This window comes from Vogesella sp. XCS3 (genome assembly GCF_020616155.1).
GTDB lineage: Bacteria > Pseudomonadota > Gammaproteobacteria > Burkholderiales > Chromobacteriaceae > Vogesella.
The window spans coordinates 3,026,347-3,052,980 of record NZ_CP085530.1 but is presented as its reverse complement, the minus strand read 5'-3'; the positions used below and the strand labels follow the sequence as shown (position 1 = coordinate 3,052,980).

26 protein-coding genes are annotated in these 26,634 nt (G+C 63.6%); 2 read left to right on the top strand and 24 right to left on the bottom strand.

What is annotated here, in order from left to right; translation table 11 throughout:
• Positions 1 to 3: 3 nt before the first annotated feature.
• The 5 genes from LCH97_RS14510 to LCH97_RS14490 form a co-directional block, all read right to left on the bottom strand.
• Positions 4 to 1,320: a dicarboxylate/amino acid:cation symporter gene (locus LCH97_RS14510; protein ID WP_227302312.1), complete on the bottom strand. Its 1,317-nt coding sequence runs from the start codon at positions 1,318 to 1,320 to the stop codon at positions 4 to 6.
• A 393-nt stretch (positions 1,321 to 1,713) separates the two neighbouring features.
• Positions 1,714 to 3,117, bottom strand: a complete 1,404-nt coding sequence (gene aspA, locus LCH97_RS14505; RefSeq protein ID WP_227302311.1) for an aspartate ammonia-lyase — start codon at positions 3,115 to 3,117, stop codon at positions 1,714 to 1,716.
• A 302-nt stretch (positions 3,118 to 3,419) separates the two neighbouring features.
• Positions 3,420 to 4,328, bottom strand: a complete 909-nt coding sequence (locus LCH97_RS14500) for a LysR family transcriptional regulator (RefSeq protein WP_227302310.1) — start codon at positions 4,326 to 4,328, stop codon at positions 3,420 to 3,422.
• A gap of 31 nt (positions 4,329 to 4,359) precedes the next feature.
• Positions 4,360 to 5,199 (bottom strand): DUF1700 domain-containing protein, encoded by an 840-nt coding sequence (locus tag LCH97_RS14495; protein ID WP_227302309.1) that lies wholly within the window; start codon positions 5,197 to 5,199, stop codon positions 4,360 to 4,362.
• Positions 5,196 to 5,528: a PadR family transcriptional regulator gene (locus LCH97_RS14490; RefSeq protein ID WP_017509415.1), complete on the bottom strand. Its 333-nt coding sequence runs from the start codon at positions 5,526 to 5,528 to the stop codon at positions 5,196 to 5,198. The genes LCH97_RS14495 and LCH97_RS14490 overlap by 4 nt, the downstream gene beginning before the upstream one ends.
• 433 nt (positions 5,529 to 5,961) lie before the next feature.
• Here LCH97_RS14490 and LCH97_RS14485 point away from each other — a divergent pair, with 433 nt between their 5' ends.
• Entirely contained in the window at positions 5,962 to 6,510 is a 549-nt protein-coding gene (locus tag LCH97_RS14485; RefSeq protein WP_227302308.1) for a hypothetical protein, read from the top strand.
• Between the two features lie 23 nt (positions 6,511 to 6,533).
• Positions 6,534 to 7,301: a hypothetical protein gene (locus LCH97_RS14480; RefSeq protein ID WP_227302307.1), complete on the top strand. Its 768-nt coding sequence runs from the start codon at positions 6,534 to 6,536 to the stop codon at positions 7,299 to 7,301.
• A gap of 103 nt (positions 7,302 to 7,404) precedes the next feature.
• On the opposite strand, the gene LCH97_RS14475 is transcribed toward LCH97_RS14480, so the two are convergent.
• The 19 genes from LCH97_RS14475 to ttcA form a co-directional block, all read right to left on the bottom strand.
• Positions 7,405 to 9,288, bottom strand: a complete 1,884-nt coding sequence (locus LCH97_RS14475) for a nucleoside-diphosphate sugar epimerase/dehydratase (RefSeq protein ID WP_227302306.1) — start codon at positions 9,286 to 9,288, stop codon at positions 7,405 to 7,407.
• Positions 9,289 to 9,318: 30 nt separating this feature from the next.
• Entirely contained in the window at positions 9,319 to 9,678 is a 360-nt protein-coding gene (locus LCH97_RS14470) for a GFA family protein (RefSeq protein WP_227302305.1), read from the bottom strand.
• Positions 9,679 to 9,691: 13 nt separating this feature from the next.
• Positions 9,692 to 10,387 (bottom strand): sugar transferase, encoded by a 696-nt coding sequence (locus LCH97_RS14465; RefSeq protein ID WP_304956717.1) that lies wholly within the window; start codon positions 10,385 to 10,387, stop codon positions 9,692 to 9,694.
• Positions 10,387 to 11,550: a DegT/DnrJ/EryC1/StrS aminotransferase family protein gene (locus tag LCH97_RS14460; protein ID WP_227302304.1), complete on the bottom strand. Its 1,164-nt coding sequence runs from the start codon at positions 11,548 to 11,550 to the stop codon at positions 10,387 to 10,389. Before LCH97_RS14460 ends, LCH97_RS14465 begins: the two co-directional genes overlap by 1 nt.
• 3 nt (positions 11,551 to 11,553) lie before the next feature.
• Positions 11,554 to 12,417, bottom strand: a complete 864-nt coding sequence (locus LCH97_RS14455) for a hypothetical protein (RefSeq protein ID WP_227302303.1) — start codon at positions 12,415 to 12,417, stop codon at positions 11,554 to 11,556.
• Between the two features lie 501 nt (positions 12,418 to 12,918).
• Complete coding sequence (locus tag LCH97_RS14450; RefSeq protein WP_227302302.1) at positions 12,919 to 13,959, bottom strand: acyltransferase; 1,041 nt, start codon at positions 13,957 to 13,959, stop codon at positions 12,919 to 12,921.
• Positions 13,956 to 14,393: a VOC family protein gene (locus LCH97_RS14445; RefSeq protein ID WP_227302301.1), complete on the bottom strand. Its 438-nt coding sequence runs from the start codon at positions 14,391 to 14,393 to the stop codon at positions 13,956 to 13,958. Before LCH97_RS14445 ends, LCH97_RS14450 begins: the two co-directional genes overlap by 4 nt.
• A gap of 34 nt (positions 14,394 to 14,427) precedes the next feature.
• A complete protein-coding gene (locus LCH97_RS14440) occupies positions 14,428 to 15,669 on the bottom strand; it encodes a glycosyltransferase family 4 protein (RefSeq protein ID WP_227302300.1) in 1,242 nt (413 codons plus the stop codon).
• Positions 15,670 to 15,704: 35 nt separating this feature from the next.
• Positions 15,705 to 16,139 (bottom strand): hypothetical protein, encoded by a 435-nt coding sequence (locus tag LCH97_RS14435; RefSeq protein ID WP_227302299.1) that lies wholly within the window; start codon positions 16,137 to 16,139, stop codon positions 15,705 to 15,707.
• Positions 16,136 to 17,239: a glycosyltransferase family 4 protein gene (locus LCH97_RS14430; protein ID WP_227302298.1), complete on the bottom strand. Its 1,104-nt coding sequence runs from the start codon at positions 17,237 to 17,239 to the stop codon at positions 16,136 to 16,138. Before LCH97_RS14430 ends, LCH97_RS14435 begins: the two co-directional genes overlap by 4 nt.
• A 231-nt stretch (positions 17,240 to 17,470) precedes the next feature.
• The gene (locus tag LCH97_RS14425) at positions 17,471 to 18,526 is read right to left on the bottom strand and encodes a glycosyltransferase (RefSeq protein ID WP_227302297.1); all 1,056 of its coding nucleotides are present in this window, start codon (positions 18,524 to 18,526) and stop codon (positions 17,471 to 17,473) included.
• A gap of 148 nt (positions 18,527 to 18,674) precedes the next feature.
• Positions 18,675 to 19,886 (bottom strand): DegT/DnrJ/EryC1/StrS family aminotransferase, encoded by a 1,212-nt coding sequence (locus LCH97_RS14420; protein ID WP_227302296.1) that lies wholly within the window; start codon positions 19,884 to 19,886, stop codon positions 18,675 to 18,677.
• Positions 19,880 to 20,407, bottom strand: a complete 528-nt coding sequence (locus LCH97_RS14415; RefSeq protein ID WP_227302295.1) for a DapH/DapD/GlmU-related protein — start codon at positions 20,405 to 20,407, stop codon at positions 19,880 to 19,882. Before LCH97_RS14415 ends, LCH97_RS14420 begins: the two co-directional genes overlap by 7 nt.
• On the bottom strand, positions 20,400 to 21,707 hold the full coding sequence (locus LCH97_RS14410; protein WP_227302294.1) for a lipopolysaccharide biosynthesis protein: 1,308 nt from the start codon (positions 21,705 to 21,707) through the stop codon (positions 20,400 to 20,402). Before LCH97_RS14410 ends, LCH97_RS14415 begins: the two co-directional genes overlap by 8 nt.
• A gap of 3 nt (positions 21,708 to 21,710) precedes the next feature.
• A complete protein-coding gene (locus LCH97_RS14405; RefSeq protein WP_227302293.1) occupies positions 21,711 to 22,808 on the bottom strand; it encodes a DegT/DnrJ/EryC1/StrS aminotransferase family protein in 1,098 nt (365 codons plus the stop codon).
• Between the two features lie 142 nt (positions 22,809 to 22,950).
• Positions 22,951 to 23,517, bottom strand: coding sequence for an acyltransferase (locus tag LCH97_RS14400; RefSeq protein WP_227302292.1), 567 nt, complete (start codon positions 23,515 to 23,517; stop codon positions 22,951 to 22,953).
• A 65-nt stretch (positions 23,518 to 23,582) separates the two neighbouring features.
• Positions 23,583 to 24,641: a Gfo/Idh/MocA family protein gene (locus tag LCH97_RS14395; RefSeq protein WP_304956716.1), complete on the bottom strand. Its 1,059-nt coding sequence runs from the start codon at positions 24,639 to 24,641 to the stop codon at positions 23,583 to 23,585.
• A gap of 158 nt (positions 24,642 to 24,799) precedes the next feature.
• A complete protein-coding gene (locus LCH97_RS14390; RefSeq protein WP_051028705.1) occupies positions 24,800 to 25,543 on the bottom strand; it encodes a polyamine aminopropyltransferase in 744 nt (247 codons plus the stop codon).
• 46 nt (positions 25,544 to 25,589) lie between these two features.
• Positions 25,590 to 26,582 (bottom strand): tRNA 2-thiocytidine(32) synthetase TtcA, encoded by a 993-nt coding sequence (gene ttcA, locus LCH97_RS14385; protein WP_227302291.1) that lies wholly within the window; start codon positions 26,580 to 26,582, stop codon positions 25,590 to 25,592.
• Positions 26,583 to 26,634: the final 52 nt, after the last annotated feature.

Genomic DNA, 26,634 nt, shown 5'->3' with positions numbered 1-26,634 from the left:
GCATTAGCCCCGTTTGGCAAATGCCGGTTCCAGCTCGGGCTCGCGGCGCGGCTGCGGGTCGATGTCGTCGTCTTCGTCCAGCACCGGCTGGGCAGCGCCCAGCTCTTTTTCGCTCTTGGCGACCACGCAGGCGGCAATGGCGTTGCCCAGTACGTTAGTCGCGGAGCGGCCCATATCCAGGAAGTGGTCCACACCCAGCAGCAGCAGCAGGCCGGCTTCCGGAATATTGAACTGCGCCAGCGTGGCGGCAATCACCACCAGCGAAGCACGCGGCACACCGGCCATGCCTTTGGAGGTCACCATCAGGATCAGCAGCATGGTGATTTCCTGCGACAGGCTCAGGTCGATACCATAGGCCTGGGCGATGAAGATGGTGGCAAAGGTGCAGTACATCATCGAGCCGTCCAGGTTGAACGAGTAGCCCATCGGCAGCACAAAGCTGGCGATGCGGTCGCTACAACCAAAACGCTTCAGGCGGTCCAGGGTTTTCGGGTAGGCGGCTTCCGAGCTGGCGGTAGAAAACGCCAGCAGTGCCGGCTCGCGAATGGCGCGCAGCAGCTCCAGTACGCGGCGCTTCAGGAACAGCGACCCCATGCCCAGCAGTGCCAGCCACAGCAGGCCCAGCGACAGGTAGAACTGCGCCATGAAGCTGCCGTAGGTAGACAGAATGCCCAGGCCTTCCTTGGCCACCATGCCGGCAATCGCGGCAAACACGGCAAAGGGGGCAAAGTTCATCACGTAGCCGGTGACTTTCAGCATGATGTGCGCCACGGCGTCGATAGCGTCGATCAGGCCTTTGGCCTTGTCGCCGATAGCCGAGGCTGCGGTACCGAAGAACAGCGAGAACACCACGATGGCCAGGATCTCGTTCTTGGCCAATGCGTCAAACACGCTCTTCGGAATCAGGTGGCTGATGAAGTCTTTCAGCGTCAGCGCGCCTTTCTCGATACCCGAGCTGGCGGTCACCTCCGGCAGCGGCAGGCTCAGGCCCACGCCCGGCTTCAGCAGGTTCACCATGATCAGGCCCAGCACCAGCGATACCAGCGAGGCAGTCACAAACCAGCCCATGGCTTTGGCACCGATGCGGCCAACGGTAGCCGAATCACCCATGCGGGCAATACCCACCACCAGGGTGGAGAACACCAGCGGCGCAATGATCATCTTGATCAGGCGCAGGAAGATGTCGGTCAGAATGGATAGCTGGTCGGCAAACGATTTGATCGCCTCTTCGCTACCAGCCACTTCACGCCAGCCGTAGCCGGCAATGATACCCAGCACCATGGCGGCCAGGATCATCTTGGTCAATCGATTAAGTTTCACGGTATTTCCCTGTATTGCTTTGTGAAATTAATCCTTTGTAGTGTCCGCTCCGGTCATTGCCGGGCAGTACATCAGCACCGTAGCGCTTGTTTTTATCCGGCTGCAGGGTCAAGCCTGCCGCGCAGGGCTGGCATTAAAGCAGAAAGCGGCCGCGCTGTAATCAGGCAAATCCCGCACCACGACACAGGCAGGCCAGCCAAAGCGGCAGGCTGCGCCAGCGCAGGCAAGCTTGTGGCAGCTACTGCGCATGCAGCGCAATAAACATGCAAGTTCGCATGACAAATTGCGCAATCGTACCCGCCCAGATCGGGCGATGTGCAGGCAAAAAAAATGCCGCCATACCTTGCGGTAGGGCGGCCAAACTTCACATCACATTCAAGAGAGAGGGAATCTTTACAGCGTGAGCCAGCACGGGCTGGTCAGGGCTGCCGGCTGCAGCACGGTGTCCAGCTGCTCGCGGGTCAGCAGGCCACGGCGCAGCACGATGTCGTACACGCTGCCGCCGCTCTGGTGGGCTTCGGTGGCCACCTCGGTGGCGGCGGCGTAGCCGATATAGGGGTTCAGCGCGGTGACCAGGCCTACCGAGCGGTGCACGGTGTCCAGCAGGTAGTCGCGGTTGGCGGTAATGCCTACCACGCAGTTGTCGCGCAGCGTGTCGCAGGCGGCGGCCAGGTGGCTCACGCTGCGGAACAGGCTGTAGGCAATCACCGGCTCGAAGGCGTTCAGCTGCAGTTGGCCGGCTTCCGCCGCCATAGTGACGGTCATGTCGTTGCCGATCACCTCGTAAGCCACCTGGGTCACCACTTCCGGAATCACCGGGTTCACCTTGCCCGGCATGATGGACGAGCCAGCCTGGCGCGCCGGCAAGTTGATTTCGCCCAGGCCGGCACGCGGGCCGGACGACAGCAGGCGCAAGTCGTTGCAGCTCTTGGATAGCTTCACCGCCACGCGCTTCAGCACACCAGACAGCTGCACGAAGGCGCCGCAGTCCTGGGTGGCTTCGATCAGGTTGGGCGCGGTTTCCAGCGCCAGGCCAGTGAGCGCCGACAGCTTCTGGCATACCAGCGGGGTGTAGTCCGGGTGCGCGGTAATGCCGGTGCCGATGGCGGTGGCACCCAGGTTGATTTCCAGCATCAGCGCGCTGGCTTCGTACAGGCGTTGTTCGTCTTCACCCAGCATCACGGCGTAGGTGCGGAATTCCTGGCCCAGCGTCATCGGTACCGCGTCCTGCAGCTGGGTACGCCCCATCTTCAGCACGTCGGCAAATTCGTCGGCCTTGTCGTCGAAGGCGTCGCGCAGGCGCGCCATCGCCGCCAGCAGGCGCTGTACGCCCCAGAAGGTGGCCAGGCGCAGCGCGGTGGGGTACACGTCGTTGGTGCTCTGCCCCATGTTCACATGTTCGTTGGGGTGCAGGTGCTGGTACTCGCCCTTGGCGTGGCCCAACAGCTCCAGCGCGCGGTTGGCGATCACCTCGTTGGCGTTCATATTGGTGGAGGTGCCAGCACCGCCCTGGATCACGTCTACCACAAACTGGTCGTGCAGCTTGCCGGCGCGGATTTCCTCGCAGGCCAGCACGATGGCTTCCTTGTGGTGATCGGCCAGAATGCCCAGCTGGTGGTTAGCCAGCGCGGCAGCCTGTTTGATCACCGCCAATGCACGGATCAGGTCGCCGTAGCTGGCGATGGTCTGGCCGGTGATAGGGAAGTTTTCGATAGCACGCAGGGTGTGCACGCCCCAGTAGGCGTGTGCCGGGACCTCGCGGTCCCCCAGCAGATCGTGTTCCAGGCGGGTGGTCATAGGTGTTGTCTTTTGCTTTTTGTGGAGTGCGTGCACTGTAGCGGCAGCGCCATGGCGGCGGCCAATTCCGAATGGCGATAGGATCATGCAAGATTTGCATGATCTGGCAAATAGCGGCTTTTTGCGGCCAACGTGCCAGGATATTGAGCCAAAAAGACACCGGTTGAACACAGGCAAAGACATTCGCCACGTGGATTGTGTGTAGCGTGCCGGGTTCACCAGGCTGGCAAACTGCTGGCGAACGCGAACATACGCAGGGGTACCCGCCTGGCTAACGCCCGGATAGCCCGCTCACCCCACGCTCACACCGCCGGGTAGCGTGCGGCCAACCCTTGCCACAGCGCATCCAGCTGCGGCAGCTCGCGCCGCGCATCGCGGTATACGCGGATTTCCATTTGCAGCGACCACGCCTCGCCGCCGGCGGCGGCCAGCTGCCCGGCGGCCAGCTCGCGCTGCACCGCGCTCTGCGGCAAAAACGCCACGCCGTGGCCTTCCAGCACCATGGCCTTCAGGCCTTCGGCCATGTCGGTTTCGAAGCGCTGCTGCAGCAGGCAGGGCTGCGGCGCGCGTTCGATGATCAGCTCCACCATGCGGCGAAAGTAGGCATTGGGGCCGTAGGCCAGAAACGGCAGCGGCGCGCCGTCGCTGCCGGGCAGCTGCCACAAGGGTTGGCCGCGCTCGGCACGGCTGAACGGCTGCAGCGTTTCGCTGCCCAGACACAAGCCCTGGTAGCGGCTGTCCGGCAGCTCTACCGGGTGGCGCGGGTGGTGGTAGCACAGCAACAGGTCGGCGTTGCCCTCGGTCAGCGCAATCACCGCGTCGTGCACGTTATGCGCCAGCAGGCGCCAGGCTACCTCGCCCAACGTGGCCTGCTCGTCCGCCAGCCAGCGCGGCACGAAGCCGAACGACAGCGTATGCGGCACCGCCAGCGTGAGCGTGGCCGCGTCGGCCTGCTGCAAGCCGCGCAGCAGGCTGCGCGTGCTGGACAGCTCGCCTACCAGCAGGCGCGCTTTTTCCTGCAGCAGCTCGCCGGCCGGCGTGAGCCGCGTCGGCCAGGTGGTGCGGTCGATCAGGTCGGCGCCCAACCAGTTTTCCAGCGCCTTGATGCGGCGGGAAAACGCCGGCTGCGTCAGATGGCGCAGCTCGGCCGAGCGGGTGAAGCTGCCGGTTTCGGCCAATACCAGAAAGTCTTCCAGCCAGCGGGTTTCCATGCCTGCTCCGGTGTCAAAGGTTGGCCGCAGCCTACCGTACTGCCGCCTCGCCCGCTACCAGGCGCTGCTGCCAGCGTAGCCAGCGGCCGGTGCCGTGCCACACCCAGCGCAACACTTTCCAGCCCAGTATGCTGCCGATCAGCCCCAGCAGGGTCAGCACCAGCCCCAGTACCAGTACGCTGCCAGAGGACGCTTTGGGCAAGCCGCTCAGCTCGATGCTGTCGACACCGTCACCGATACGCAGCTGCGACAACTGGCCACTGGCGTCGCGCTCCAGGCGGAAGTGCTCGTCGCCGTCGCGCGCTTCTATCACCAGCTTGCCGCTGGCGGGGTCCGGTTCGATGCGCACCGTTTCACCATGATCGCTTTCAATGCGTATGTGTGGCGGCTGGCCATCGCGCGGGCCGGCAGCGATGAGCCACGGGCCGACGCCGCTGTCGTTCACCACGATATTGTCCAGCGACGGCCAGCCGAACACGCTATGGCTGGCCCAGCCGCCGGTAATCAGCAAACCGGCTACCAGCATGCCGACCGCCCCCAGCCACAGGCTAGCCAGCCAGGTCAGCAAGAACAGGTAGGGAAAAGCCAGCAGCACGTTCAGCACGCCCAGGCCGGCCAGCGCACCCAGCGCCTGCTTCATATTGGCCGGGCTTTTGTCGGCCTCCCAGTCGGCCAGCTTGCGCTCGGCGGTGAGCTCGCGCGCCAGGCGTTCCGGCTCGCCCAGCGCGGCGCACACCTCGGCCTCGCTGCGGCCATCGGCGGCGGCGTCGTCAAAATAGGCGCGGTAGTCGGCCAGGATCTCGTCGCGTTCGGCCGGGCCGAGTTTGCCCAGTGCGGCGGCCAACCTTTGCAGATACTGTTCACGGTTCATGGTGTGTCTCCTTCTGGCCGGGGCTGCCCCAGCACGGCATTGATCTCGGCAACGAAGCTGCCCCATTCCCGGCGCATGGCGGCCAGCGCCTCGCCACCGGCCGGCGTCAGCCGGTAGTACTTGCGCGCCGGCCCGCTGGCCGACTCCACCAGATAGGTGCTGACCCAGTCGTCGCCCTGCAGCCGCCGCATCAGCGGGTAGATGGTGCCTTCGCTGATGTCCATGCTTTGCGCCAGCGTGCTGACGATCTCGTACACATAGCTATCGTGCCGGGCCAGCACCGCCAGCACGCACATCTCCAGCGTGCCTTTGCGTAATTGCGTCTTCATGCAGCGCGTCCTTCCCCAGCCCGGCGCGCTGCGTGGCGCCCAGCCGGCTTGCCGCCAGCGCACAGGCTGCGGCTGGCTTGCTGCGATTGGGTGTATGGCGTAGCCGCCCGCGCATGGCCTGTTATGGGTGATCTCATCGTCGTCTCCTCACTACCTTGCAATACAAGGAACCAGCCGGCACTGCGCCGCTGATGATGGTTTTATCCTAGCAGCGCACTACTGTGTATTGCAAGATAGCTGTGCATACCAATCGTAAAATCGCTATGCATCGCCCGTGCTGAGCACCACGCAAAGCCAGGCCAGGCGCGGTATTGCGCCTTTGTTGCAATATGTCGACATGCTGCAAATGCACATTTCGATAATGGCTAACAAACGTTTAATTATCGACATAAAACCGCGGCATAGTGTCCCCAGCCCCCACCCGGAACCGCCCATGCCTTACCTGATTACCCTGTGCGCCAGCGTATTGCTGGCGTGGCTGTTATGGCCGGCTACGCCCGATACCGCCCCTGCGCCGCAGGCCAGCCCGGCAGCTGCGGCAGCCACCGCGGCAGCCCTGCCCCTGCCCGCCATACCGGCCATGCCGGTAGCAGCAACACGCCCGGCCAACGCCGTGCCGGACGAGATGCAGACATGGCTGGCCGCGCGCTACGGCAGCAACCCGCTGCTACACCAAGCCATGCAGCAGTTGGCCGCAGGCTGGGCGCAAGCCATACACGAGGTGCACGACCAGGCTAGTGCCCACCGCGCCGGTGTACGCATCGCCCGCGCCATTGCCTGCGTCATGGACCCGGCCACGCTGGAAAGCAGCGGCCAGGACCAGCAATGGGCCTACGACCAGATCATCGCCGCGCGTGCCGAAATGCTGAGCCGCCCGGCCGACAGCGACGCCTATATCCGCTTTCAAGGGCTGGCCGCCGGCCAGTACTTTGCCGACCCCGGCGCCGAAGCCTGCCGTACGGCACCGGTAACACAACCCTAAGCAACGCACTTCGGGAGACACCCATGCACACACGCACTAGCACACTCGCCGCCACCCTGCTGCTGGCCATCGCCGGCAGCGCCCACGCCGCGCCGGCGGCCGTGGTCTACGTCAACGGCATCCAGAACACGTTTGACGACGCCGTCGCCAGCCTGCAGCTGCTGAAAAGCAGCCTGCAGGCACGCAAGCTGGACAAGGGCTACGTTTATGGCAACGCCTACAACGCCACCAACGGCTTCTTTGCCGACCTGCAGCAGGTGTTCCGCCAGAAAAACCAGGAAACACAAAGCGCGCGCGACTTCTGGCGCTACGTGGACGGCGGCGCCGCGCAGCCGGGCTGGATGAGCCAGGCGATGGTAGACAGCTACGTGAACAGCTTTGCCGGCGAGCAACAAATGACCGAGCTGCCGCAACACGTGGGCATGTACCGCCGTTATCTGGGCGAGGGCCGCAAGGTGGTGCTGGTAGCGCACTCGCAGGGTAATCTGTACGCCAACGTGGGGCAGAACCTGCTGGTAGGCGGCCCGGAAAAAGCGCTGGGCAAGGTGGTGACGGTGGGCGTGGCCACGCCGGCGCAATACGTGCTGCCGCAATCGAGCTACGTCACCTCCAGCTGGGACCAGGTGATCAACGGCCTGCGCGTGGTGAAAAACGTGCTGCCGGCCAACGCCAGCATCGGTTTCCACCCGATCAGCGACCTGCTGGGGCACTCGTTTGCCAAGATTTACCTGAACAAGGACTACGCCACCAGCAGCACCATCCTGCAGCAAGTGAGCCAGAAAGCAGGGTAAGACGGTTGGCCGCAGGCAATGCGGCCAACTAGGCAAGCACAAGGCCCGCCGGCATTGCCGGCGGGCCTTGTGCGTTGATGCAGCAAAGCGCTGTCGGTACGTACTAGCGCCGCGCCTGTACCAGCCAGTCCACGGTGGCCTCGGCCGCTTTGAACTCGTGCACCACGCCCTGCATCAGCGCAAAGGCCTGTGCCGCGTCCAGCGCATCGCACGCCGCACGCAAGGCCGCCATATGCTGTGCCAGCTCGGCCGGTGCCAGGTGGTATTCCTGCGCACGCAGGATGCGCGGGTGGTCGGTAGGCAGCACGTTGTCGCCGATCAGCAGCTCTTCGTACAGCTTTTCACCCGGGCGCAGGCCGGTGCAGCGAATCTCCACGTCGCCTTGCGGGTTGCGCTCGTCGCGCACCTGCAAGCCGGACAGATGAATCATGCGCCGCGCCAGGTCGATGATGCGTACCGGCTCGCCCATGTCCAGCACGAACACGTCGCCGCCCTGCCCCATCGCGCCAGCCTGGATCACCAACTGCGCCGCCTCGGGAATGGTCATGAAGTAGCGGGTAATCTCCGGGTGCGTCAGCGTCACTGGGCCGCCGCTGGCGATCTGCTGCTTGAACAGCGGCACCACCGAGCCGGAACTGCCCAGCACATTGCCAAAACGCACCATCACGAAGCGGGTGCGGCTGCCGGCCGCGTGGCGCGCCTGCAGCGCGAGCTCGGCCAGGCGTTTGGTGGCGCCCATCACATTGGTTGGCCGCACGGCCTTGTCGGTAGAGATCAGCACAAAAGTGGCCACGCCGGCGTCTTCGGCGGCGCGGGCGCAGGTGTCGGTGCCAAAGGCGTTGTTGACGATACCGGCCACCGGGTTGTGTTCCACCATCGGCACGTGCTTGTAGGCGGCAGCGTGGTAGACGGTGTCCACGCGCATGCCCTGCAGTACCGCCAGCAGGCGCGGGTAGTCGGTAACGCTGCCCAGGAACGGTACCCGCGGCACCGCCGGCGCCAGCTTGGCCAGCTCCTGGTCGATGGCGTACAGCGCGTACTCGCTGGCCTCGAACAGCACGATGCGCGCCGGCTTCTGCCGCACGATCTGGCGGCACAGCTCGGAGCCAATCGACCCGCCCGCGCCGGTGACCATCACCACCTTGCCGGCGATGTTGGCCGCCAGCAGCTCGGGCTGCGGCGGTACCGGGTCGCGGCCCAACAGGTCGTCGATGCCCACCTCTCGCAGCTCGGTGACGCGCACCTCGCCGGATACCAGGTCTGCCATGCCCGGCAGGCGCTTGATCGGCACGTGCAGCGGTTCCAGTTTTTCCAGTATCTCGCGGTGGCGGCCACGGCTGGCCGACGGGATGGCCAGCAGGATCAGCTCGGCCTCGGTGTCCTGCAGCAGCTGCGGCAGCTCGTGCGGGCCGTGCACCGCCAGGCCGCGGAAGGTGCGGCGCCACAGCTGCGGGTTATCGTCCACAAACGCCATCGGGCGGTACTCGCGCCCTTCCAGCAGGCCGGCCATCAGCTGCAGGCCGGCGCGGCCGGCACCGTAGATCAGCACCGGCCGGCGCGGCGCGTCCAGCGCGTCGATACGGCGCACCACCCCGCGCAGCAGGAAGCGGCTGCCGCCGATGTAGGCCATGGCGAACACCCAGAAGATGATGATGGAGGTGCGCGGAAAGGCGCCAATACCCGCCATCAGGATCACCGCCATCAGCACCAGCACCGACAGCGACACGCCGACAAACACGGTGTAGACGATGCGGTCGTCCAGAAACTTCAGCACCGCACGGTACAGGCCCAGCTTGATGAAGATGGGCAACACCCACAGCGGCGGCACGGCGAAAATCCACAGATACGGGTCCAGCTTCGGGTCCCAGTTGCCGCCCAGGCGCAGCAGCACTGCGCTCCACATCGCCAGCGGCAGCAGCAGCGCATCCAGCAGCATCAGCAGCGCCATCTTGTGGTGGCGCGAGAAGGAAAGCAGTTTTTCCAGCATGTAAACCTTTTGTCTCAGCAGCGCGCCGGCTCAAGGCATGGCCGCGCCAACGGCCTGGCGCACCGGAATGCCGGCCGGGTCGAAATCATCCAGGCAAAACACGTTGATACCGAAGTTATCCGGCGTCACGCGCTTGCGGTGGAACGGGTAAATGCCGCACACCTTGCAAAAGAAATGGCGGGCGGTATGGGTATGAAACTGGTACTCGGCCAGCTGCTCGGCACCGGCCAGCAAAGTGAAACGGCTCTCGTGCACCTTCACCATCAGCGCGTTTTTCTTGCGACACAGCGAGCAGTCGCACATGGTCAGTTCGGGAAAGTCGGTGGTGATCTCGAACTGCACGGCGCCGCAGTGGCAGCTGCCGCGGTAAGTCTGTTCCGGTCGGCTCATGCTTGTTGTCCTGTCAGCGGGTAACAATCTTCAGCAAGGTAGCAACGATAATCTGCACGTCGCCGGCCAGTGTGTGGCTTTGTGCGTAGCGCACGTAGTAGCCCAGCTTTTCCGGCAGTACCTGCTCGATATAGGCGCGTTCCGGGTCGGCGGCTTTGCCCAGTATTTCGTTCTCGTCGATCATGCGGATCGACGCCCAGTCGGTAATGCCGGGGCGTACCGACAGCACGATGTCCTTCACGCTATCCGGGTAGTGCGCCACGTATTTGGGCACCTCGGGGCGCGGGCCCACCAGGCTCATGTCGCCGTACAGCACGTCCAGCAGCTGCGGCAGCTCGTCCAGCTTGGTCTTGCGCAGCAGGTGGCCGGCGCGCGTGACGCGCTGGTCGGCACCCACCGTCAGCTGGCCGGCGGCTTCGGCACCGATCTTCATGGTGCGGAACTTGTGGATGCGGAACAGCTGGCCGCCGCGCCCTACCCGCACCTGGCGGAAGAACACCGGGCCGGGCGAATCCAGCTTTACCCACAGCGCGATGGCCAACAGCAGCGGCCAGATCAGCCACAGGCCGGCCAGCACCGCCACCAGGTCGAACAGGCGCTTGGCCAGCGCCGAGCCGGGGCGTGCGGCCAACGTTGGCCGCAGCGTGTCTGGAGACATGGCGCCCGGGCCGCTGGCGGCGCTTTGGCGGTCTTGTTGCGGATCGCGCATCACTGCCCCAGCAGCTGACGCACGGCGGCGATGACGCGGGTCTGGTCGTCGTCGCTCATGCGGGTGTACAGCGGCAGCGTCACTTCGGCTTCAAACGCCGCGTCGGCCACCGGGAACTGCTCGCGCGTCAGGCCGTAGGTGTCGCGCCATACCGGCTGGCGGTGCAGCGGAATGAAATGCACCGAGCAGCCAATGCCCAGTTCGGCCATTTTCACGATGAAATCATCGCGGCTGATGCCGGCCTGCGGCTGCAGGCGCACCGGGTACAGGTGCCAGGCGTGGTTGCTGCCGGCGTCGGCCGGGTGCGCGGGCAGGGTCAGCGGCAAGCCGGCCAGCTCGGCGTCGTAGCGCGCGGCCATCGCCTCGCGCTTTTGCAGGAAAGCGTCGATCTTCTTCAGCTGGTGGATGCCCATCGCCGCGGCGGTATCCGGCATATTGTACTTGTAGCCCGGGGCCACCACTTCGTAGTACCAGGCCGGGGTCTTGGAGGTATAGCGGTCGAAAGCGTCGCGGCTGATGCCGTGCAGGCGCATTACCTTGCAGCGGGCGATGATGTCGGCGTGGCGCGATACCACCATGCCGCCTTCGCCGGTGGTCATGGTCTTGTTGGCGTAGAAGCTGAACACCGTCACGTCGGAATCCAGCGCCCCCACCAGCGTGCCCTTGTAGTAGGTGGGCATGGCGTGGGCGGCGTCTTCCACCACCTTCAGCCCGTGCTCACGCGCGATGGCGATGATGGCGTCCATATCGCAGGCCAGGCCGGCAAAGTGCACCGGAATGATGGCGCGGGTCTTGTCGGTGATGGCGGCGCGGATGGCGTCCGGACGGATGTTGAAGGTGGCAGCGTCCACGTCCACACACACCGGGTGCGCGCCCAGGTAGCGCACCACCTCGGCGGTGGCGGTAAAGGTGTAGCTGGGCACGATCACCTCGTCGCCCTCTTTCACCCCCACCGCTTCCAGCGCCAGGTGCAGGCCGGCGGTGGCGGAATTCACCGCGATGGCCTCCACCCCGCCGCCAATGTAGGCAGCAAAATCCGCCTCGAACTGGCGGGTTTTCGGGCCGGTGGTCACCCAGCCGGAACGCAGTGCGTCGACCACTTCATTGATCTCGTCCTCGCCGATATCCGGCAGGGCGAAGGGGAGGAATTTCTGCTCAAACATTTTTTAGATCTTCTTACTGAGACAATCATCACATACCTGTGACTGCCAAACTTGTGACATGAACGAAGTAAAAGGAGGATACCCGAAAACACCTTTCACCCCACAAAAGTAACACTCAGCCCCAGTAGCCTTGATTATATCCATTGGGTTACGAGGCTTGTTATACAAACTCGCCTTGCTTGATAAAATAGTTTCAGCCCGCCGCAGATGCACTGTTATCTCAGCTATCTTCTCCGCTGGCAAATAATCACAAGAATATGGAAATTTATGGAAATTTCTAGCAAATTCACTTACTTTAGCATCAGAGTAAGGTAGAAAACCTAAACTTCTCGCACAATCCTTATACAAATCTTTACTTAGTTTATTCGGCACGCCTTTCAACAAAACATCATGCGCATAAAATCTATCAAATTTATACTTATGCTCAGGAGTCAAATCAGCTTCATGAGTAAGCCTCACGAATTCCGCAATGAGTCCGACAGCCCTATCAAGGCTAATCTTGCCTTTTTCTGATTCATAAAATAATGTTCTGCACATTGATTTGGAAAATTTATCGGCCGGTTTGTCATACATAACTGCCGTTACTTTCCAAGACCACTCTTGCAACTCAGGCAAAACAAACGAATTCAAACAATACTCTGAAACTTCGATTAGAACTCTATGATTTGCGGCAAAAGAGTGGCCATCAACTAGCAATGTATTTTTCACTTTAGCCAGTCTTGCATCGACTCGAGGATCAGCCGCGAGGACAACAACCTCACCAACAAAATCAATAATCAGAGCACCCTGATCAAAATATTTCTTCAAATCAATATCCGAGAAAAACGGAATTGAAATTTCATGTTCGCCATGAAAGAAGGTTGCCATATATAACCTTTATCACCGGTTTTAGCCCGTAGCCTGTAGGTTGAGCTGCACTAGCGAAGCCCAACATATACCACTTACCTTGTCCCCCAGATGCGTTCCACTGATCCAACTTATCTCACATCACCAAACCTGACCGACGCCGCCCATCCCGTTGGCGCGAGCCGGTTGGCGGCGTAGCACCAGGGTTTTAAGACGCCGATTTGTCTGAGCCCTGAGCCGTTAGCGAAGGGCGAGTTCGGCGGCGCCCTGGCGCTGCGTTGCCAGCCGGGGTTTCGAGCAGCCCCGGGTCGCCTTTTCTTTGGGTTCTTTCTTTTGGCGACGCAAAAGAAAGAACCTCGCTGCCGCTCGACAGCGGCATGTAAGCAGCACCGCGCAGCGGTTCATCAACGCGGTAAACGTTGGGCTTCATTTCACTCAACCCAACCTACCCATCAGGCCACCCATCCCGTTGGCCGCGCCCCTCGTTACCCGGATGCGCCTACGGCTTATCCGGGCTACGACTCACTTCAACTTATCCGACAACATCTTGCCCAGCTTCTGCGTGGGCAGCTCCACCCAGTGATGGATGGCCTGCGCGATGCCCCACGTTACTGCCAGCGCGATGGCCACCATCGCCCACCACGGGGTGCCGTATTGTGCCAGCGTAAACAGGATGGCGTAACCGACCGTGGCATGACACACGTACCAGGCGTAACTGACGCTGGCCACCCGCGTCAGCAGCGTCGCCGCTACCAGCTGCGGCCGCAACGCCCCCGCCACAAACAGCGCCACGCCGATGCCGTAACTGGCGTACAGGCCAGGGTCGCCCCAGCCGGTGAGCCACACGTACAGCGCCAGCATGCCGATAAAGTGCAGCCCGGTTTCCACGCGGCCGGCGTGGCCGGTCTGGTAGAAGTACACCCAGCTGCCGGCAAACATCAGCGGGAAGTAACAGACAATGGTCTGAAAACCGTTTACCGGCGCAAAGCGACACAGCCACACCAGCAGCGGCAGCAGCAGCCAGATCGCCCACTTGATGCGGCGGCCGGTGATGGCAAACGCGCCGCCCAGCATGGCGTAAAACCACAGCTCCACCTTCAGCGTCCACATCACCGGGTCGATATTGCGGCCGCCTATCCAGTCGATCAGCGCGATGCTGACGTGGCCCAGCACGTCGCGCGCGCTCACGCTCCACACGCCGCCAGGCAGCTGTGCGGCCAACCATAGCGCGGCCACCGTCACCGCCAGCCCGGCCCAGTAAGTGGGGTAGATGCGGAAGAAGCGCGACACGGCAAAGCGCAACGTGCCCATGCGCGTCAGCGACAGCGGAATCAGCAGGCCGGAAATCAGCAAAAACAGCCCCACCCCCACCGCGCCCAGGTTGAACGGCAGCACGAACGACGCGCCGTCGTAGCCCGGCAGCGGCGGCACGCTCATCACCTCGGCAATGCGGTCGCGGCGCTGCCAGAACGTCTGCGTGTAGTGGAACAACACCACGGCCAGCATGGCCAGGCCGCGCAGGCCGTCGGCAAAATCAAAGCGGATGTGCGGCTGCTGGCTCATGCGGCCTCCGGTGATCGCGGGCGGCTGCCCAGGATTTCGACAAAACGCAGCAGGTAACCATCCGGGTCTTGCCACAGGCCTTCCAGCTGGCCTTCTTCCTCGTGCCCGGACACCGCGTACCAGCTTTCCTGCACCGGGCGGAAGCAGGCGTAGCCAGCTGCCTGCAGCCGTGCGGCCAACGCGGTTACGTCGTCTACTTCGATCTGCAGGTTGATACCGCGCCCAAACGGCAGCTGCAGCTCGCCGGTATGCCAGCCTTGCGGGTGCCAGGCTTCCAGCATCAGCTGCACCTGGCCCTGCTCCAGGTAGACAAAATCGGGCGCACTGCGACGAAAGCGCACGCCAAAACCGGCAGCCAGATAAAACGGCAGCGATTGCGCCATGTCGCGCACGGTCAGTTCCGGCACCATCGGGTTCCAGTAGGGTTCGCTCATCGTGTCAGGCCCTGTGGTGTTGCTGGCCAGCGCCTTAGCGCAAGCCCTGCAGGAAGCGGCGCGCCAGCACCGCGTAATCGTGCTTGGCCAGCACAAACTGCTTGCCGGCGGCGCCCATGCGGCCGCGCTCGTTCGGCGTGGTGGCCAGCAGGCGGCGGATGCCGTCGGCAATGGCGGCCGGGTCTTCCACTGCCACGCTGACGCCGCAGCCGGACTCGGCCACCATGTCGTTGCCCGCCTCTACCGAGTGCAGCACCGGGCGCGCGGCCATCATGTAATCGAACAGCTTGTTGGGGTTGATGCCGAAGCGGTAGATCGGCAGCTTGCGCCAGCCGATGTACAGCGCGTCGCACTCGGCCAGGAAGGCCGGCACCGCGCGCTTGGCAATGGCCGGCAAAAAGCTGACGTTATCCAGGCCCAACGCCTGCGCCTGCGCCACCAGCTCGGCCTTGTCGGGGCCGTCGCCTACCAGCACCACCTGCAGCTTGTCGGCCAGCGCCGGGTCTTGCCGGATCAGGCTGGCCGCCTGTAGCAGGTAGTCCAGCGCGTTGGCCAGGCCGTGGCCGCCAGCGTAACCCAGGATAAAGCGCTTCTGCGCCTTCAGCTCGGCCAGGCGCATGCGGTGCTCGGCCGGCAGCGGCTCGGGCTGGCCCTGCCACTCGGCTACGTCTACACCATTGGGGATGACCACGTATTTTTCCGGCGCCATGCCGTGCGCCATCATGTAGTCGCGGGCGCACGGCAGCATGGACACCACGGTGTCGGCTTTCTTGTAGCCAAAGTCCTCGGCCCACTGCAGCAGGCGGATAAACGGGTGCTTGGGGCTCATGCCGCCCACCTCTACCGGCGTCAGCGGCCACAGATCGTGCACCTCGTACACCAGTCTGGCGCCGGTTTTGCCGGCGATAAACGCCGCCGGGATGGTATCCAGCGGGTAGGTGGACGAAGCAATCACCACGTCCGGTTTCCAGTCGCGCAGGTAGCGGCCGGACAGACCCAGCACACGGCCCAGAAAGCGGAAGATATTGATGACGCGCTTGGTACCGTTGCCCTCGTAACGCGGCGTCTTGCACCAGGTGTAGCGGATGCCGTCGATGTCCTGGTCGGCGTACTTGGCCGTTAACTCCGGGTTGCGCTGGCGCAGGTGCGAGTAGTCGGCCGCCACGATATGCACTTCGTGGCCGGCTTTCACCCATTCGCGGGCCAGGTAGTAGGGGCGGAATTCCATGCCATGCAGCGGGCTGCCGGCGTAATGGTTGATGTAGAGGATTTTCATAGTCGGTTTCCGGGCAGCCGCGCTGCCCGACACATTCAGGAGACCTGGCTGCTGGCTTGTTCCATGCGCAGCCAGTCGAAATACGCCAGCACAATGCCCAGCGGCGCCCACAGCATGCCGTGGGTCAGCAGGCGTTCGGTGCTGGGGATAGCGCCACTGGCCACCCACTGCATGCCCACCACCAGGCAGGCCAGCATCATGCCGCGGCTGGACAGGCCGTAAGCCATCAGAAAGCGCATCTGGCCGCCTTGCGCCACACGCTGCCAGCCGGCGTAATCGTTGGCCGCCAGCCGCGCAAACCAGGCGCCATTGCGCCAGTGCCACAGCGTGTAAGCCAGCGCTAGCGCGGCGTGGCCGCCCAGCGTGGCGGCGGTAAGCGGTGCGCCGTACCACAGCCATTGCACCAGACAGAACAGCAGCCACAACGGCAGCGCCACGCGCAGCAGGGTCATCGGCATCGAACGCTTCATGCGGCCAACCCCCGGTACAAATCCACCAGCTTGGCGCCTTCGGCAGCCCAGCTGTATTTGGCCAGCACCGCTTGCTTGCCGGACAGGCCCATCAGGCGGGCGCGTTCGTCGTCGCCCAGCAGCTGGGCGATGGCGTCGGCGATGGCGCGCGGGTCTTGCGGGTCCACCAGCAGGCCGCAGTCGGCATCCTCGATAATCTCGCGCCACAGCGGGAAATCACTGGCAATCACCGGCATGCCGGCCGCCATATACTCGAACAGCTTGATCGGCAGCGACTCCACGTAGCTGGGCGTGGGCAGCAGCGTCACCAGGCCGACCTTGCTGGCGGCCAGCACGTCGGCCACGCCGGCGCGGTCCAGCACGCCCAGGTCGTTGACGCGGCTCCAGCCGGCTTCGCGCTGCAACGCGGCTTTCAGGTCCGGCTCACTCCACAGACCAGCCAGGTTGAGGCGGGTATCGGTGTCCGGCAGCGCGGCGATGATGGGCTCGATGCCACGGGTGCGGCTGATGCCGCCCAGGTAGCACACCTCGTTGCGGCGGCTGGCCCACGGCGTGTCGCGCACCAGCTCGGCCAGGATGGGGTAGTTGCACACGTCCACCACGCGGCGGGCGCCGGCCTCTTCGAAGCGGCGGCGGATCACCGGCGTGGCGGCCACGATGGCGTCGAAACGGCGTGCGGCGTAGTCTTCCAGCGTTTCCACCCCGCGCGACACCAGCGGCCGCGCCATGCCGGGAATCCAGTGTTTGGCCAATACCTGCCGCGGCACGTCCTCGTGCACGTCGTACACCACCTTGATGCCGGCCTGCTGCAGGCGCAGCGCGGCGGGAATCAGCTCCGGGTCGTGAAAGTGCGCCACGTCCGGCATCAGCTGCAGGGCTTTTTCGTACACACGCTTCACGGTGCCGGTCATGCGCGACAGCCGGCCGCCGCTTTTCGGCCCCACGTCGTGCAGGCGCACGCCGCGGTTGATCTCGTCGCCGTTGCCGTCGGCCACGATCAGGTGCACCTCGTGACCGGCTTCGGCCAGTGTGGCGCACTCTTTCACGAAGATGCGGATATCGTGGCGCGGATGGGCGCTGGTGAGATGGGCAATTTTCATCTGTTCAAACCTGTGTACGGGTAACGACTCGTTGCTTGGCCGGGGAGCTTTTGGCCACGAAAAAACACAAACCTATCTTAGCCACGGACAAAACGGAAAGCACGGAAGCACACTGACACCACTGCGGCCAACCTTGCTTGGGCGATGGTTTTTCCGTGCCTTCGGTGTATTCCGTGGCAACAGTGCCTTTATCTTTTCGTGCCCTTTTGTGGGTTTCGTGGCCAAAAAAACTCAGCACAACTCCCGGTAAATCTGTGCAAAGCGCTGCATGTTCTCGCGGTACAGCCCTTTGGTCTGTACCAGCTGGCGGTTCAGCGCCGCAGCGCTGGCCAGACGCGCATTATCCCCCGCTTGCCGCAGCTGCGTCTTCAGCGCGTTGCCCAACCGGCCCAGGTCTTCCACGATGGCGCCGTTAACGCCGTCCAGTACCCACTCCAGGTTGGCCGGCAGGTTGGACAGCACGGGCAGGCAGCCGTGGCCCATGGCCTCCAGCAGGCTGATACTGGTGGCATCGCTCATCGGCACGCTGACAAACACGCGCGCGTCGCGGTAGTGCTGCGCCAGTACCTCGGGCGCCACAAAGCCGGTAAACACCACCCGCTGCAGCCCCAGTTGCTGCGCCAGCGCCTGCAAGTTGGCGGTTTCGTCGCCACTGGCGGCCACGGTGAGCTGCCAGCCGGCCAGCGTGGCGTCGGCTTCTACCTCGGCCCAGGCGCGGAGAATGGCGTCGATGCGGTACAGCGGCTTGTGCAGCCGGCACGACAGTACCGACAGCGGCTTGGCGGCGATGTCCGGCGGCGGCGGCAGCGCGTCCATGCCGAAATTCAGCACGTCCATACGCGCCACAGCGGCCAGCTGGCGGCACACGGCGGCCATGTGCAGCGAATCGCTGGTGACGGCACTGGCAGCGGCCAGGTTGGCCGCCACCATTTTTTTCATCAGGGCGTTCTGTTGCGGCAGCAGCAGCACGTCCGAGCCCCAGGTGGTGAGCACCCACGGCAGCTTGCGGCCAGCCAGCGCGCGGCGCGCGTGCCAGGCCACGCTATTGGCCTGGTGCACGTGCACGATGTCGGGTTTGATCTCGTCTATCAGCCGCGCCAGGCGGCTAGCGGTACCCAGCGCCTTCAGGCTGAAATCCACCTGCAGCACTCGCCCAAGGTTGGCCGCGTGGTAGCGCGGCGGCAGCGGGCCGTTGCTGGCCAGGTGCACCTCGGCCACGTGCGGGGCGATACCGGCCAGGTAGCGGTGGGTGTGCACCGAGGCGGAGCCGATCAGAAGAAGCTTCATGGTTTAACCCGATTATTCTCCACGGAAACACACCGACCACACGGAAGCCGGCCGTAGCCCACGCGCCAGCGGCCTGATACGCCCACTGCAAGAGCAGGATTGTCGTGCTTTTCGTGTGCTTTCGTGGCTAAAAAAATGGCAGCGGTACTCATGCGTCCAGCTCCGCCTGCAATGCCGCCATCAGCCGCGCCAGCTTGCGCTCCAGCGCGGCGTCCACACCGATGGCAATGTTGACCGGCAGGTTCAGCACGGTAGCGGCCAGCGCCTCGCCGTGCGGTGCCTGGCCGGCGCGGTAACCATGGCGGAAGCTGCCGGCAGGGTGGATGACGTCGTCGAACCAGACGCCGATATTCAGCCCGCTGGCCGCACTCAGACGGCGCGCCAGCGCGGCCTTGTCGGCGACAGGGCGCGGCAGCGCAAACGGGTAACGCACCCAGTGCGTACTGTTGTCCGCCGGCCACTGCCGCAAGGCCGGCAGCGTGGCCAGCGCGTTGCGGTAACGCGCCACCAGCGCCTGCTTGTGCGCCAGCACGGCGGGCAGGCTGGCCAGCTGGCGGCGCACCAGCACGCTGGACAACAGCGGCATGGCGCGCGCCGGGTGCGGCTCGCCGAACAGTACTTCATCGTCGCCGGAGCGGTACACCAGCCCCACGCGGCGTGCCAACGCCATGCTGATGCGCCCGGCCAGCGGCCAACGTGCGGCCAACAGGTGCGACAGCAAGGTGGCCAGCAAGCGCCACTCGTCGGCACAGCGCAGCTCGGGCAAGTCGGCATCCGGCAGGCTGGCGCCAGCCGGTAAAATCGCCAAGCCGCCAATACCGCCAGTGAGGTTCTTGCTGTATTCAAAACTGAAAAACGCGCCGTCGTGGTAGGTGCCCAACCACTGGCCGTCCAGCTGCGAGGCAAAGCCGTGGGCGGCGTCGTCAACAAAGCGCACCTGGCGGTGTTTCTCGCGCAGCCAGGTGGGTACCTCGCATGCCACGCCGAAATTGTGCGGCACCACCACCACGCGGGTGGCCGGGCGGATAGCGGCGTCCAGCGCCAGCCAGTCCAGATTCAGCCCGCCGGCGGCGATATCGACAAAACGCACGCGCGCGCCGCTGGGCGGCACCTGGTTGGGCACCACCACGCAGGTAAAGGCCGGCACCAGCACGTCGTCGCCGGCCTGCACGTCGTGCAGTTTCAGCAAGGCGGCAAAGGCGGCGCGACCGCTGTCGAACAGGCGGATGCGCTCGACCGCCACGCCGAACAGGCTGGCCAGTGCCAGGCGCAACGCGGCGCGATGGCGGCGACGCCCCAGCAGCATGGCCGGCAGTGCGGTAAACAGCTGGGTGAGGGTGAGCGAGTTGCCGGTCAGCATAGTGGTTTTACCTTGCGCGCCGGGGTTCCGGCGTATACCCAGCCACTGTCCAGCACGCCCTTCACCACGCTGCCGGCACCCACCACCACGTTGTCGCCGATCACGGTGCCAGGCAACACGATACAGCCGGCGCCAATCAGTACGTTGTTGCCGATGCGGATATCGCCATCGATGTGGCAGGCGGTAAACGGCGTGGCCGGCGCGTCGGCCGGAATGCCGTTGCTGTGACAGAAAAACTGGCAGCGCGGGCCGATGGCGACGTGGTCGCCAATGCTCAGCCGGTTATCAGCCACCAGGCAGTAATGGTAGGGTGCCAGGTGACTGTGGTGGCCAACATCAAACCGGCCACGCGGCCCCAGCAGCACATCGCCGCCCCAGTACAGACGGGCGTGCGCTCCCAGACGAATGCCGCGTACGTGGCTGAAACGGGTGCCGGCATTAACGCGTGCACCTTCCGCAAGCCGTGCCCCCCGCAAACGCAAACAGCAGGCATGCAGCCAGAGCCAGAGTCGCTCAAGCATGGCTGGCCTCCTGCTGGCGGCACAGACGATAAATCCACATCATGTAAATCACGTAATAAACCGACATCACCCAGGCCTGCAAACGGAACACCATATGGGCGTCGTGATCCAGCCAGTACACCACCCCCAGCGTACCCAGGTTGGCCGCAATCCCCAGCAGGGCAAACAGGAACGACGTACGCTGACGCGACAGCACCATCGGCACCATGAAGCAAGGCGTGGCAATAAACATGAAAAAGAAAGACGGCACCAGCAAGCCGGCAATCACACCCGCGTCACGCCAAGCTTCGCCAAAGGCCAGCGCAAATAGCGGCTCGCCCCAGACCATCAGCACGGCAAACGGCAATAACGATACCGCGCCCAGTACCAGCTGGGCCTTGGCCAGCAATGGCCGTAGTGGCTGCCGCTGGCTGTGCGCCTCGGCCAGATCGCGGTACAGCACCTGCGAAACTGCCTGCCCCAACAGCGCCGCCGGCAATTTGAGCACACGCAGTACCAGGCCGTAATGCCCCATCACCTCGGCGCTGGCGATCACCGTCAGCAGCTGTACCATCAGCGAGTCCTGCAAGGCCACCACAAAAGCGTGCGGGGTATTGACCAGCGGGAACTCGCGGTACAGCACCATCAGCCGACGTACACCACCATCGCGAGCCCGCTGTAACCAGGCCGGCAGCAGGCGCAAGTCAGGCCGGCTTTGCAGCAGCCAGGAGCTGCCCTGTCCGGCCAGCTGGCCGACGATCAGCCCCAGCGTGCCTAACTTGGCAAAACCGCCGCCCAGCTGCACCAGGCTCATCGCCAGCGACTGCCCTACCCGCCCTTGGGCGTTCAGGTTGTAACGACGCTGGCGGTTATTCCAGTTGGTCCAGATCTGGTTATTGGCGGCCAACCAAACCCCCAGCGGCAGCAGGGGCAGCCACGGTGCCAGCTCTGGCGCGGCCAGATGGCCGGACAACCAGCCGTTTTCCAGCCACAGCGGCACGCTGAGCACCGCCAGCAGCAAGGTATTGAAGCCCAGTGCCAGCATCAGCAGGCGGATGGCGTCGTCGTCCTCTTTGGGCAGTACGATGGCCATGTCGTAGCGCCAGGTCGCGATCACTACCAGGTTGGATAGCCACGCCACAAAGTGCGTCAGTACCCCAAAGTCAGTCGGCGAGTACAGCCGTGTCAACAGCGGGGTAAACAGTACCGGCAGAAACTGCGCCACCGCCGCCCCGCCTACCAGGGTAGCAACGTTGCGCACAAAGCCACCTGCGGCAATACGCCGGTACAGCTGCAGCACGCGCGGCGGGACGAACGGCATGACTTAGGCCAACGCTTTCTTCACCGCTGCCACGATAGCGTCTTGCGTCGCCTCGTCCAGGAACGGGTGCATCGGCAGGCTCATCACACGGCGGCCGGCGGCTTCGGCTACCGGGAAGCTGCCCTCGCCCTGGCCCAGGTGGGCAAAGGCTGGCTGCAGGTGCAGCGGAATCGGGTAATGCACTGCAGTGGGCACGCCCAGCGCCTGCAGCGCTTGCTGCACCGCTTCGCGGTTATCCACTTCGATGGTGTACTGCGCGTACACGTGGCTGTTGCCGTCCACGATTACCGGCACGCGCGCCACGTCTTGCAGCAGCGCGGTGTAGCGGGCGCCGATGCGGTCGCGGGCGGCTACTTCGTCCGGGAAGCTGGGCAGCTTGGCCAGCAGCACGGCGGCCTGGATGGTGTCGAGGCGACCGTTCAGGCCGATGATCGGGTGGTGGTAGCGGCGGTCCTGGCCGTGCACGCGGATCTCGCGCATTTTTTTGGCCAGCTTGTCGTCGTTGGTGAACACCGCACCGCCGTCGCCGTAGCAGCCCAGCGGCTTGCTGGGGAAGAAGCTGGTGGTGCCGATGGTGCACAGGTTGCCGGAGCGCTGGCCGTGCTGGCTGGCGCCAAAGCTCTGCGCGCCGTCCTCGATCACCGGCAGGCCGTGCCTGGCGGCAATAGCGTTGATGGCGGTGAAGTCGGCGCACTGGCCGTACAGGCTCACCGGCATGATGGCGCGGGTTTTCGGAGTGATCGCCGCTTCCAGCTTGGCCGGGTCCAGGTTGTAGCTGACCGGGTCGATATCGACAAACACCGGCGTGGCGCCCAACAGCGCGATCATCTCGCCGGTAGCGATGAAGGTGAACGGGGTGGTAATCACCTCGTCGCCGGCCTTCACGCCCAGCGCCATCAGCGCGATCAGCAGCGCTTTGGTGCCGTCGCACACGCCGATGGCGTGCTTGGCACCGGTGTAGGCGGCCAACTGCGCCTCGAGTTCTTTTACCTCGGGCCCCATGATGTACTGGCCGTGATCCAGCACCGCGTGGATGCGGGCGTCGATGTCGGCTTTCAGGTGCTGGTACTGCGCTTTCAGGTCGATGAACTGGATGGACATGTGCTTTAAACCTTATCGGCCACGAACCACACCAAAGGCACGAACAACGCGCTGTCCAAGATCAGCTTCTGCCAGGCGCGGAAGCCTAGCTAGCGGTGTTTTGTTGGTGTCTTTGGTGAGTTTCGTGGCCAAAACTTGATGATCAAACCGGCGTGCAGTGGTTGCCGCCGATATCGTAACGTTGGCCGCAAGCCTCGCAGGCGTGCTGGTCGATGCTGTCCGGCAGGCGTTCGCCACACTGGCACATCCAGCCAATGCGCTTGGCCGGCGTGCCTACCATCAGCGCGTAGGGCTTCACGTCCTTGGTGACCACGGCACCCGCACCGATGAAAGCGTATTCGCCGATGGTGTGGCCGCACACCACGGTAGCGTTGGCGCCGATGGTGGCACCATGCTTCACGATGGTACGGCGGTATTCGTTTTTGCGGCTGACGTGGCTGCGCGGGTTGTTCACGTTGGTGAACACCATGGACGGGCCGCAGAACACGTCGTCTTCCAGCGTCACCGCGTCGTAAATAGACACGTTGTTCTGCACCTTCACGTTGTCGCCGATGATGACATCGTTGCCGACAAACACGTTCTGGCCAAAAGAGCAGCGCGCGCCGATACGCGCCTGGCTGCAGATATGTACCCAGTGCCACACGCGGGTGTCGGCGCCGATTTGCGCACCGTCATCGATGATGGCGGTAGGGTGAACGGTGTAGCTCATTCAGAAAACCTTTTCAGCGGTGCATGGCCGAGCGGAGCATCCACCCGGCCATGACAAAAGGAGACTCAGTACTCCAGCGGCAGGTTCACGCGCTGGCCGTCGCGGGCGGAGCGGTAGATGCCTACCAGCAGCTCCAGCGACTTCAGGCCTTCGCGGCCGTCGGTTTCCGGCTCGGCTTCGCCGCGCATCACGCGGATCACGTTGTCGTAGTACAGCGGGTGGCCAAAGCCGTACACGCTGGTGGTGCTGTAGCTGGCGTTCTTGATCTCGTCGTCCATCGCATGCGGTTCGGCAAAATCCCAGTGCTGGATTTCATTCACCGCCAGGCCGCCTACGCGCACGCTGCCCTTCTCGCCCAGGATGGTGATACTGCCTTCCAGGTTTTTCGGGTAGGTCAGCATGGTGACGTTCATGCTGCCCATGGCGCCGCTGCGCCATTTCAGGCTCACCACGCCGGTGTCTTCCGCCTCGATATCACGCGCCAGCGTGCCGGTGTAGGCCTGCAGGCTTTCCACCGGGCCGACGATCCATTCCAGCAGGTCTACGTAATGGCTGGCCTGGTTCATGAAGGCACCGCCATCGTATTCCCAGGTACCGCGCCAGTCGGCCTGATCGTAATAGTCTTGCGGACGGGTCCAGAACACGTTGACGTTGACCATGTAGATGCGGCCGAAGCGTTTTTCCTGCACTGCGCGCTTCAGCAGCTGCAGCGTGGCGTTGCGGCGGTTCTGCTTCACCACGAACAGGCGCTTGCCGGCCTGGTCGGCAGCTTTCACCATCGCCACGCCGTCTTGCCAGCGGGTGGCCATCGGTTTTTCGGTCATCACGTGGAAGCCGGCAGCAAAGCAGTCGATGGCTTGCTGCGGGTGCAGGCCGGACGGGGTGGTGAGGATCACCACATCCGCCTGACTACTGGCCAGCAAGCTGGCCAGTGTAGCGTGACCGATGGCGCCGGTGCGTGCCACGGCGGCAGCCAGCGCAGCCGGGTCGGTATCGCACACGTCGACCAGCTCGCAACGGTCGGCGTGTTGTTCGATGGCGCCAAAATGGTTGGCCGCAATGCGGCCGCAGCCCACCAGGGCAAAGCGCAGTTTGCGGTCGGTAATGGTGTCGTAACTGATCATGCTTATCCCTTTTTCCACCCTTGCTTTAGCCACGAAACCCACAAAAAACGCGAAAGATCAGCCAGCGCGAATCAGATCAACCATTATTTAGCTAATGGCTTTCGTGTCTTTTCGTGGATTTTGTGGCCAATAAATAGCGTTTCAGTGGCACAAGAATCTTAAATCAACAGCCGGTTATTGCTGTGCAGGTTGTTTTCTTTCAGACGGCGCACGAACTCGCCGAACTCCAGGCCAAAGCGGCCTTCCAGCTCGTCGGCGCGCTTTTCCAGCGCATCCCAGCTGGTGCTACCCGGCGTAGATTTGAACGCCATCACCGCCACGTTGCCGTGGGTAAGCGCCGGCAGTTCGATCACGCGGCCTTCGAATACACCCAGCAGACGCTCGACAAACTGGTGGTAGCGCTTGTCGCCGCTCCACCAGTTGGTGACGAACACGCCGTCTTCGGTAAGGGCACGGTGGCAGTCTTCGAAAAATTCTTCGGTAGTGAGCTCGTCCACAATCTGCAAGCCGTCAAAGCCATCCACCATGATCACGTCGGTGGATTCGCGGAACACTTTCACGTACTCGGCACCATCGGCTTGCACGATCTGGAAGAAGTCGCCCTCTTCTGGCAGCTGGAAGAATGCCCGCGCCACGGCAATGACTTGCGGGTTGATGTCTACCGCCACGCTCACCGCGTTGGGCAGGTATTCGTCTATCCAGCGCGCAAAGGAGCCACCGCCCAGGCCAATCTGCAGGATGTGCGACGGGTCGTCGCGCCACAGCAGAAAGCCCATCATGGCGCGGCTGTAGCTCAGTACCAGGTCGGCCGGGTCGTCCAGGTCCATCGAGCTCTGGATGGTTTCCGAGCCCAGATGCAGCGAGCGGATATTGTCCGCCTCGGAGATTTCCACTTCCGGCATGGCGTCCACGCTATTGCGCACGCGGCGGCGGAAGGGGTGCAGTGCCTTACCCGCCACAGCTGTCTCCCGCCTGGCTATCGGCCTTGGGGCGCGAGTCCAGAATGCTGATGGTGCGGCGTGGCTTGGCAGCCATCGGCTCGCCGTCGTCGTCTTCGGCCAGCGCCACCGGGTCGCGGAATTCTTCCTTGTCGAAGGCGGTATCGCCGCCTTCAAACGGGCTGTCACCGGTTTGCAGGCCGGCAAAGTCGAACAGCTTGGTATCGGCCAGGTGCGATGGCACTACGTTCTGCAGGGCGCGGAACATGCTTTCCACGCGCCCCGGGAAGCGTTTGTCCCAGTCGTTCACCATCTCTTTCACCACCTGGCGCTGCAGGTTGGGCTGCGAGCCGCACAGATTACACGGGATGATGGGGAAGCCGCGTAACGCGGCGTAGCGTTCCAGGTCTTTTTCGCGGCAGTAGGCCAGCGGGCGGATCACCATGTGGCGGCCGTCATCGGACACCAGCTTGGGCGGCATGGACTTGAGCTTGCCGCCGTAGAACATGTTTAGGAACAGCGTGTGCAGCATGTCGTCACGGTGGTGTCCCAGCGCGATCTTGGTGGCACCCAGTTCGTCGGCCACGCGGTACAGGATGCCGCGACGCAGGCGCGAGCACAGGCTGCAGGTGGTTTTGCCTTCGGGGATCAGGCGTTTGACGATGCTGTAGGTGTCTTCCTCGATGATGCGGTATTCCACACCAATCGATTCCAGGTACTGCGGCAGCACGTGTTCGGGGAAGCCTGGCTGTTTCTGGTCCAGGTTCACGGCCACGATGCTGAAATTGATCGGGGCCGACTTTTGCAGGCCCAGCAGGATATCGAGCAGGCCGTAGCTATCCTTGCCGCCGGACAGGCAGACCATCACGCGGTCGCCTTCTTCGATCATGTTGAAGTCGTTGATGGCGGCGCCCACGTGGTGGCGCAGGCGCTTGGAGAGTTTGTTGCCCTCGAACGCGGCCTTTTTGGCCTTGTCGTCGGCAGTCTGTTGCGGTTCGGACATGAGGTACGGCTAAGAAATTGAAAAACCGGCTATTTTAGCCCCCGGCGGCCGG

What these genes read in the sequence shown, in the direction of transcription:
- LCH97_RS14420 (WP_227302296.1), bottom strand. Translation starts at nt 19,886, where the DNA reads ATGCTGACCGGCAACTCGCTCACCCTCACCCAGCTGTTTACCGCACTG.
- aspA (WP_227302311.1), bottom strand. Translation starts at nt 3,117, where the DNA reads ATGACCACCCGCCTGGAACACGATCTGCTGGGGGACCGCGAGGTCCCG.
- LCH97_RS14470 (WP_227302305.1), bottom strand. Translation starts at nt 9,678, where the DNA reads ATGAGCCGACCGGAACAGACTTACCGCGGCAGCTGCCACTGCGGCGCC.
- LCH97_RS14445 (WP_227302301.1), bottom strand. Translation starts at nt 14,393, where the DNA reads ATGAGCGAACCCTACTGGAACCCGATGGTGCCGGAACTGACCGTGCGC.
- ttcA (WP_227302291.1), bottom strand. Translation starts at nt 26,582, where the DNA reads ATGTCCGAACCGCAACAGACTGCCGACGACAAGGCCAAAAAGGCCGCG.
- LCH97_RS14405 (WP_227302293.1), bottom strand. Translation starts at nt 22,808, where the DNA reads ATGTCCATCCAGTTCATCGACCTGAAAGCGCAGTACCAGCACCTGAAA.
- LCH97_RS14435 (WP_227302299.1), bottom strand. Translation starts at nt 16,139, where the DNA reads ATGAAGCGTTCGATGCCGATGACCCTGCTGCGCGTGGCGCTGCCGTTG.
- LCH97_RS14390 (WP_051028705.1), bottom strand. Translation starts at nt 25,543, where the DNA reads ATGCCGGAAGTGGAAATCTCCGAGGCGGACAATATCCGCTCGCTGCAT.
- LCH97_RS14480 (WP_227302307.1), top strand. Translation starts at nt 6,534, where the DNA reads ATGCACACACGCACTAGCACACTCGCCGCCACCCTGCTGCTGGCCATC.
- LCH97_RS14465 (WP_304956717.1), bottom strand. Translation starts at nt 10,387, where the DNA reads ATGCGCGATCCGCAACAAGACCGCCAAAGCGCCGCCAGCGGCCCGGGC.
- LCH97_RS14425 (WP_227302297.1), bottom strand. Translation starts at nt 18,526, where the DNA reads ATGAAGCTTCTTCTGATCGGCTCCGCCTCGGTGCACACCCACCGCTAC.
- LCH97_RS14495 (WP_227302309.1), bottom strand. Translation starts at nt 5,199, where the DNA reads ATGAACCGTGAACAGTATCTGCAAAGGTTGGCCGCCGCACTGGGCAAA.
- LCH97_RS14500 (WP_227302310.1), bottom strand. Translation starts at nt 4,328, where the DNA reads ATGGAAACCCGCTGGCTGGAAGACTTTCTGGTATTGGCCGAAACCGGC.
- LCH97_RS14415 (WP_227302295.1), bottom strand. Translation starts at nt 20,407, where the DNA reads ATGCTTGAGCGACTCTGGCTCTGGCTGCATGCCTGCTGTTTGCGTTTG.
- LCH97_RS14400 (WP_227302292.1), bottom strand. Translation starts at nt 23,517, where the DNA reads ATGAGCTACACCGTTCACCCTACCGCCATCATCGATGACGGTGCGCAA.
- LCH97_RS14460 (WP_227302304.1), bottom strand. Translation starts at nt 11,550, where the DNA reads ATGTTTGAGCAGAAATTCCTCCCCTTCGCCCTGCCGGATATCGGCGAG.
- LCH97_RS14450 (WP_227302302.1), bottom strand. Translation starts at nt 13,959, where the DNA reads ATGAGCCAGCAGCCGCACATCCGCTTTGATTTTGCCGACGGCCTGCGC.
- LCH97_RS14455 (WP_227302303.1), bottom strand. Translation starts at nt 12,417, where the DNA reads ATGGCAACCTTCTTTCATGGCGAACATGAAATTTCAATTCCGTTTTTC.
- LCH97_RS14410 (WP_227302294.1), bottom strand. Translation starts at nt 21,707, where the DNA reads ATGCCGTTCGTCCCGCCGCGCGTGCTGCAGCTGTACCGGCGTATTGCC.
- LCH97_RS14475 (WP_227302306.1), bottom strand. Translation starts at nt 9,288, where the DNA reads ATGCTGGAAAAACTGCTTTCCTTCTCGCGCCACCACAAGATGGCGCTG.
- LCH97_RS14485 (WP_227302308.1), top strand. Translation starts at nt 5,962, where the DNA reads ATGCCTTACCTGATTACCCTGTGCGCCAGCGTATTGCTGGCGTGGCTG.
- LCH97_RS14490 (WP_017509415.1), bottom strand. Translation starts at nt 5,528, where the DNA reads ATGAAGACGCAATTACGCAAAGGCACGCTGGAGATGTGCGTGCTGGCG.
- LCH97_RS14395 (WP_304956716.1), bottom strand. Translation starts at nt 24,641, where the DNA reads ATGATCAGTTACGACACCATTACCGACCGCAAACTGCGCTTTGCCCTG.
- LCH97_RS14440 (WP_227302300.1), bottom strand. Translation starts at nt 15,669, where the DNA reads ATGAAAATCCTCTACATCAACCATTACGCCGGCAGCCCGCTGCATGGC.
- LCH97_RS14430 (WP_227302298.1), bottom strand. Translation starts at nt 17,239, where the DNA reads ATGAAAATTGCCCATCTCACCAGCGCCCATCCGCGCCACGATATCCGC.